A 7,455-nucleotide genomic window follows, 5' to 3' on the forward strand; every position below is an offset into this window, starting at 1 on the left:
GATCGAGCCGGCATAGCGCAGGACCTCGTCGATGGCTGCGGGGATCTTTTTGGGCTCCTCGACGAGCACTTTCCACTGCTCAGGGCGGGACAGCAGTTCGCGGAGCGCATTGGAGATCAGGGTAGTGGTGGTCTCGTGGCCGGCGAAGAGCAGGCTGTAGAGGACCGAGGCGATCTCGTGGTCGGAAATTTCGGCGCCTTCATGCTGAGCTTTGACCAGGTCTGCGGTGAGGTTGTCGCCGCCTTCGTCGTGGGCAACCCTGACCAGGCGCAGGCATTCCTGCCAGTACTCCACGAGGTTGTGGGCGTGCGGGACCTGCTCCTCGTCGCTGAGGTCGCCCCAGGTCATGGCGGCGCGGGAGTCGCTCCAGCGCTTGAAGGTGTCCACCTGGGAGACGTCGGCGCCGATCAGGGTGAGGATGGTGATGGTGGGGACGTCGTAGGCGAGGTCCTTGACCATGTCCCCGCGGCGGTCCGGCCGGGCGAGCATCCTTTCGAGCAGGTCGACGACGTTCTGCCGGATGAAGGGTTCCAGGGCCTTGTAGCGGCGGGGCGTGAACGCCTTCTGGACCACGGCGCGGATGCGGGTGTGTTCCGGCGGTCGGCGGGCGGAAAGGCCCGAGTATGCGGTGAAGCCGCCGTCGTCCATGATCTTCTTGGCGGCGGCGCCGCGTTCGCGAACCGGAGCCTGGGCGTTTTCGCTGGAGAAGGTCTCCCAGTCCTCGAAGACGGCCTTGATGTCGTCATAGCGGGAGACGACGTAGAGGCCGATCCGTTCGTCGAACATCACGGGCTGCTCTGCCCGGAGTTCGGCGTAGGCCGGGAAGGGGTCCTTCATCTGGAACGGCTGGTAGCCGTGGTGACCGGCGGGGGCTTCGGCGCCGTGCCCGAAGGGGCAGCGGCCGGCCGTTTCAGTCGACGATGGCATCTGAGCTCCTTGGTATTCGGTCCCGCCGGCAGCGCCAGTGCTTGCCGCGGGTTTCTCTTCACCAGTGTGGCCCCCAACACCTTGGGATGGCAGGAATGACTTCCACTGAGCGGAAGYCAGTTCAGTTCGGGCCTGCAGCTGCGGGGTTCCGGCCTACTCCGTTCCCGCCGCGTGGCTGCCCAGCAAGGATTCCAGGGGGATCCGCGCGGTGGCGCGTTCAATCTGCGCAGCGATGCCCCTCAGGACCGGCAGGTGCCGGGTCATCGTGGCTGCCTGGCTGGTGGGCAGCACCAGGCCGATCGCGGCGCCGATCCGTCCGGTGTGGAAGACGGGGACGGCGATCGAGCAGGAGCCCAGCCGGACTTCTTCGAGGGTGGTGGCGTAGCCCTGTTCCCGGATCTGGGTGAGTTCGGCGGCCAGTCTTTTGGGGTCAACGTGGGTGTGCGCGGTGTGCCGCTCGAGCTGCCGGTTCAGGTAGGCGTCGCGGACCCAGTCCTCCTCGAAGGCCAGGATGACTTTCCCGACCGCCGTCGCGTGCATGGGCAGGCGCCCGCCGACGCGGGAGGCACGGGGCAGGCGCTTGGAGCCGTAGACGCGGTCGATGTACAGCACCTCGTGGCCGGACCGGACGGCCAGGTGCGCGGTTTCGCCGGTGAGGGAGAACAGGTCCTGGATGTACGGGCGGGCCGCGTCGCGCAGCTGGCGGCCCGTGTTCTGGGCGAGCTCCCAGAGGCGGATGCCCAGCTGGTAGCGGCCGTTGGGTTCGCGGGAGAGGAAGCCCCAGCCGGTGAGCTCATTGACCAGCCGGTGGGCGGTGCTCAACGGCAGGCCGGACTTTTCGGCGATGTCGGTCAGGCTGAGGGCCCCGCGGGACTTTTCGAAGGCTTCCAGGATCGAGAGTACCTTCGAGGTCACGGTCCTGCCGGGTTCGCGGCTTCCGCCGGCCATCGCGACTCCTTATTTGTTAGGTGCCCATCTTAGTCAGTCGGCCGGGCCGTGCGGTCAGAGTCCAGTCCGGGACCGATGCCACGCCGACGGTTCGGTGATGACGCGCGTCCGCTTCGTCGGCCGCTAGTGCTTTTTGGAATACATCAGCGACTACTCGGCGGCGGTGACATTGAACACCAAGCCGATCAGCGATCAGGCACTCGATCCGGACAGAAATCACGCTGCCAGCCCTCGGGCAGGTCCGCCGCCGGCTCTCCGAACTGATGGAAGATCCCGACCCTCTCATGCAGCAGCTCGCCCGAGACTTCATCGACGACGGTACCTTCTGCCCGGGATTCCTTCACGTGTCCCGCACCGGCCGCGGGAGGCGGTGGCCACAAGCGGGAACGAACGCCTTAGTGACATCCAGTCATTCGGTCGCGGCCATGTCTTCGCCCGCGAGTTCGGACAGTCACATCGAAGTGACGCCCCGTACACGGTGGCCAACGGCGATCGACTCCCCAGAGATGGCTCCAGCGATCGGAGACACGAGGAATGCGATCAAGGCAGCAACGTCGGATGGCCGGGCCTGTCCCGCCTGACCGATCTCCACCTCGGCAGCCGCGTCCTCGCGGACGACGCCGGGACTTACCGTGTTGACCGTGACACCCGTACCGGCGACGGAGTCGGCAAGGTTTTTCGCTGTGATAATGAGCGCCGCATTGCGCACCGCCCCCGTCACATTTCCAGTGAGGAAAGCATTCTGACCGGAAACCCCGATGATGCGTCCATAGCCCGACTCGGTCATGACCGCCAGCGCGGCGTTCGCGACTCTGAGAAAACCGAGCACCTTGGCGTCCACGGCTTCAAGCACTTGCCTCGGGTCAGAATTGCGTGCGGGGTCGAGGGTCTGCGCGCGTGGCGCCGCCGCGACGACGACGCCGTCCAGCCGACCATGCTCTTCGAGCAGCGTGGCGATCCCCGCGGAGACGGACGCATCGTCGCGGGCGTCCAGGACGAAACCCCCGCTCCCACTGCGGGACGCAACCACCGCAACGGCACCCTCCGCACGAAGACGGTCGACCACTGCGCCGCCGATCACCCCGGTCCCTCCGACGACTAGCACAACGCGTCCAGTCAGCTGCAAGTCCATGCCACCACGCTAGCCCGCAATCCGATTGACCACCATGAGGTCCGGGCCGACGATCGTATATAGGGGCTCCATGCAGGGATCCTCCGGTTTGGCTACTGGGCTCCACGATCGGCGCGTACCTGGGTCTCGTGCCGACCGAGGACTCCTCCGGAGCATCCAGGTCCCAGGGCTCGATCACGAAATTCTTGCCCCGCGCCCGATCCGGCTGGCCGCTCGCCCGCCGCGGCCCGAGCCCGGCGACAACACCCCACGGGTCTTCAATGACAGGGCAAGAAAGTCATACCGGACCCCGCGATCAAAACCCCGTCGTTCGCCGACCCAATGTAACGGTGCAACGGGCGGTTAGGCCCGATCGGCGAGGAGCCCGCTCGTCTCGGGTGGCAGCTTCGCTATAGGGAGGCCCTTTCACCCGGGCGGGTAATGCGGGGCGGTACGCGGCCGTAGCTCCGACCAACGGCCGAGCCCGCTGCGCAGCGAGTCCCGGAGAGTCGAGCGGGCCGGGAGCGGACGGGCCGCCGGTGAGAGCCGGGTCTCGCGGGGAAGGCGGATCCGCAGCGCGCCCGGCCGAATGGTGAACCGCAGTGGGGCCGCCATGCGGAGCGATTCCCCGTCCATGCCGACGTCGATCGGCCCACGCGAAGCCACCTCAAACGTCGTGGGCTCCCAGGCGACGGAGCCGGGAAACGTCTCCGGGTGGCCGCTGGCCGCGGCCACCTGGCGCCGTGCTTCTGCTGGATCGTCCGGGAGCTTGAGGGCGATCACCCCGAGGTGGCCGCCGTCGAGTCGCGGCCGGTTGGCGAGGGTGGCGGGCGTGCGGCCATACGGGTTGTTCGAGACCTGGAGGACGTGCGCGCGGGTGTACTCCTCCCCCGCCGGACCGGTAAAGCGCAGGTCGAAGGGTCGACTCCCGGGCCCCAGCATGCTCGGCAGCATGCTTAGGGTGGTGTCCACCTTGGCATTTCGGTACTCGGGGGAACGGACGATCTGCGCGTACAGCCCGAGCGAAACGTTGTTGACGAACACCCGGCCGTTGACTTGGCCGAGGTCGATGCGGCGTTCCACCGCCACTCCGAACGCGTCGAGTGCCCCGAGAACGTTGCCGCGGTCGAGGCCGAGGTCCATGGCCAGATGGTTGAAGGTGCCGGCGGGCACCACGACCATGGGCACACCGTGCCGGGCGGCCACGTCCGCGACCAGCCCAAGCGAGCCGTCTCCGCCAGCCATGCCGAGCACATCGGCGCCGCGGGCCACCGCGGCCTCGGCCAGGCCGGTCAGGTCCTGCCCCGGTTCGAGGACGAGCACCTCAATGCCGCGGGCCCGGCATTCGTTGACCAAGCCGAGGCGATCGGCCTTGCCGCCGCCGCTGCGGGGGTTCACGATCAAGGCGGGATGTCCCGCCGGCGAAACGGCGCGGCCCGGAGGTCCCGACCGTCGCAGGACGCGAATCCCGCGGAGGGCCGCGATGCCCGCCAAGGCGAGCACCGTCCCGGCTATTAACGCCCCGACCCAACCGGTGTTGGATCTGCTCGAACGAGTCACCACGGCGTTCAGTCGGCGTGGTGGGAAGCGTCTGGGCGACGTCGCTGACGAAGGCGAAGCCGCATGAGGCATGCCGCCGTGTCGCCCCACCCGCGGCCAGCGCACGCCGCGAGCTGCCAGGGGCCTCTGGGTAATCGGGGCGGCGCCCTCCGGGCCATAGGCGGCGGTCATCCCTGGCCGATCACACGTCGATGCAGCTCCGTCTTGAGCTTGTGGATCTCGCGGGTGAGCTCGGTGTTGTTCTTCAGTTCAGTTTCCTGCTCTAGGAAGTCGTGATCAGCCTTTTCCTGCTGGAAGGCGGATGCGCGGTTCTGCCCGATCATGATGAAGGTCGACAGGAAGATCGACTCCAGCGAAACGACGCGGGTCAGCGTGGGCCACGGGCTCTTCTCGACGAACAGCATCCACCCGGCGAAGACGACCACATGGACGTAAACGAAAGGCATCGATCCGGCAGAGCTGGTGATTGCATCGGCGATCCTCAGCTGCGGGTGCTCGGCACGCTTCTCCCGGAACCTGGTCACGACCGGGTGTTCGCGCAGTGGCGGCGGCGGGTGGAGTCGGGGCATTGCTCTCCTCGGAAGTTGCGGCGGACGAGCCACGCTACGATCTGTGGCAGTTACTGCATACGGCGTCGACGGCCGGGTCCCGGATGCTCCGCCGCCTCCAACAGCTACTCGAGCACCTTGGAGGGACGCGGTCTCTCACCTCCAGTTTTGACCGTCCGAACAGGAACGATAGGGGCTTAGGTCCCGAGACGTCCTAAACGCTGGGTTGTTGCTTCAACTGGGAAGATGTCACCACGAATGGATGCCAGTGAGAGCCAGGTGAAGCTGCAGCGCCTGATGGCAGTGTGGTAGCTCTCCCACGTTCTGGACGGCTCTCTCCCCCATGAGATCGTGACGCTCTCGACCCCAGGCCCGGACGGGGCCATGGCCACGAGGATGTGGGTATCTGACTTGGACGGGACGGGTCTGGAAGCAGATCAGATTGAACGGTTCTGATCCTCGAACCGCAACCGGGAGAGTGCAGCCTGGAGGCATTCCATGCCGCCGCCCTCGTTGAACTCGAGGCCCGCCGGCGGATCGACTACGAGGTCGCCGCCCGGCTGGTGGCCGATGAGTTCCAGCGCCGAGGAGTCCGGCGGGTGCTGGGCACCGGCGCCGAAGGGGTCAAGCGCGTCGACGGCCGGCTCAACGTCACGCTCTCGACCGGTACCGGCTGACCGAGCTTATGAGCACTGCCGCCAGCGGCTCGACCGACACGACCGTGGCGTGAAGCTAGCCGCAGCACGCAGCGCATCTGCAGCGGCCGCATGGAATGGGCCTTTGCGGAAGTCAAGGGTGCCCCCTCATGCGTTGCGGCCTGAGCCGCCCGACCACGGGTCGCTCTCAGGCGGCAACGCTACAGGACTGCACAATCAATGGTCGGCGCCCTGGAAGTCACCCTCAGCGCCCAGTTGGCTTTCCAGGCCCATGATGATCGTGTCCAGCGTCAGGCGGAAGACGCGGACGTCACTGCCTGGAGGGGTGAGCCCGTCTTCGCCGACAGTGGGGGGTTTCAGGCTCGACCACCGGTGGAGCGCGCCGTTGAGTTCGGCGGTGACGACACCGGTGATGACGACGCCCCCGAGAGCGGTGAACTGCGGGAGTTCCGAGTGCGGCACCCCGGCGGCGTCCAGGATCGCGGTGAGCGCAACCAAGAACGGGTCTTCGGGCTGGATGAAGTCCGCCTGGTGGCTGAACGAGTAGCCCATGAGCCTGGGGTGGCTGTGCGCCAGGGTCCGGAAATCCGTGGCGAGCAGGCGGATGCGCTCCTGCCAGGGAGCGCCCTCCAGCGCCACGGTGCGGAACTGGGTGCCGACCATTCTGGCCACGCCGCGCAGCACGGCGTGCTTGTTCGCCACGTGGTGGTACAGCGACATCGGGTTCGCATCGAGCGCGGTCGCGAGTTTACGCATGGTGAGCGCCTCGACCCCATCCGCATCGATGAGCCGCAGGGCGGCGGCGTAGATTCCGGCCTCGGTCAGAGGCACCTCTCTCTTCCTGGTTCCCCGCGGTGGACTCTTCGTCTTTTCCATACGGGGACGGTATCAGATTCATACAGTGTATGAAAAGTGCCCCCAGCCATGCGGCGGGATGACAGTCGCCTGTAAAATCCGGGTTGCGGTCAACCTTCCATACGTTGTACGGTTACATTTCCATACATCGTATGTTTCCTCAGTCTACCCTGCATCACGGGCGCCCTTGCCCATACCGCCCTGCACAAAGGAGCAACTCATGACCGCTCAGTCCATGAACGACTCGCCACCCATAACAACGCCTCGAAAGAAGAACCCCATCAAAGCGCTGCTGTGTGACGCCTGCGGCCAACTGCCCCATCCCTCGAAAGCCCGTCTTACCCTGGCCAACGTCACAGCCATGCTGCCGATTGAGCTTTTGGTTCATGCCGCTGTAGTGAACGCGGCACTCCCTTATGTTCTGAAGGTACTGGTCCCGACTTTGACGGCCACCGTACTGGTGATCTGGGTCGCCGAGCCCTCCGTCCGGCGCGCATTGCGGGGCTGGCTGCACGCACCGGCCCTGCGCCACCGACGGCGGCTGCACAACTCTGCGGCCCTGTGGCGGGTCCGCACTCTGATCGATTACAGCAACGAAGCCCAGGAGAAACTGGCAGAGGCCATCTCCGGCGTCGACGCCGAGATCCTCGTGTGCCGGAATCACACCGTTGCCGGCGGGATGCTGGACGAGCTGGTCGTCTCCACGCCAGATCATGTCACCCACGCGGAACTACTCGCTGCGGCCGCGGGCGGCGGAGGACGGGATGTCCGAGCGTGGCCGGCGACAGCCCTGACCGTGGCGGACGGCCAGACCAAGGCCCTTGCCCTTGCCCTGCGGGTCGTGGAGGAC

The 7,455-nt window shown here is 66.6% G+C and carries 7 protein-coding genes; 1 reads left to right on the top strand and 6 read right to left on the bottom strand.

Annotated features, from left to right (window positions below):
• The 6 genes from AC1DR1_RS22625 to AC1DR1_RS22650 form a co-directional block, all read right to left on the bottom strand.
• A partial coding sequence (locus AC1DR1_RS22625) for a cytochrome P450 (RefSeq protein WP_476993397.1) occupies positions 1 to 927 on the bottom strand: 927 nt, incomplete at its 3' end.
• 153 nt (positions 928 to 1,080) lie between these two features.
• A complete protein-coding gene (locus AC1DR1_RS22630; protein ID WP_229995185.1) occupies positions 1,081 to 1,875 on the bottom strand; it encodes an IclR family transcriptional regulator in 795 nt (264 codons plus the stop codon).
• Between the two features lie 451 nt (positions 1,876 to 2,326).
• Positions 2,327 to 3,007, bottom strand: a complete 681-nt coding sequence (locus tag AC1DR1_RS22635; protein ID WP_229995186.1) for an SDR family oxidoreductase — start codon at positions 3,005 to 3,007, stop codon at positions 2,327 to 2,329.
• Positions 3,008 to 3,412: 405 nt separating this feature from the next.
• Positions 3,413 to 4,384, bottom strand: coding sequence for a diacylglycerol/lipid kinase family protein (locus AC1DR1_RS22640; protein ID WP_476993399.1), 972 nt, complete (start codon positions 4,382 to 4,384; stop codon positions 3,413 to 3,415).
• Positions 4,385 to 4,713: 329 nt separating this feature from the next.
• Positions 4,714 to 5,115: a DUF1003 domain-containing protein gene (locus AC1DR1_RS22645; protein ID WP_364742621.1), complete on the bottom strand. Its 402-nt coding sequence runs from the start codon at positions 5,113 to 5,115 to the stop codon at positions 4,714 to 4,716.
• Between the two features lie 851 nt (positions 5,116 to 5,966).
• Positions 5,967 to 6,581 carry a TetR/AcrR family transcriptional regulator gene (locus AC1DR1_RS22650; RefSeq protein ID WP_364742618.1) on the bottom strand — a complete coding sequence of 205 codons (615 nt, stop codon included), beginning with the start codon at positions 6,579 to 6,581 and terminating at the stop codon, positions 5,967 to 5,969.
• Between the two features lie 244 nt (positions 6,582 to 6,825).
• Here AC1DR1_RS22650 and AC1DR1_RS22655 point away from each other — a divergent pair.
• A partial coding sequence (locus AC1DR1_RS22655) for an amino acid-binding protein (RefSeq protein WP_476993398.1) occupies positions 6,826 to 7,455 on the top strand: 630 nt, incomplete at its 3' end.

This window comes from Arthrobacter sp. P4_F10, from assembly GCF_056401435.1.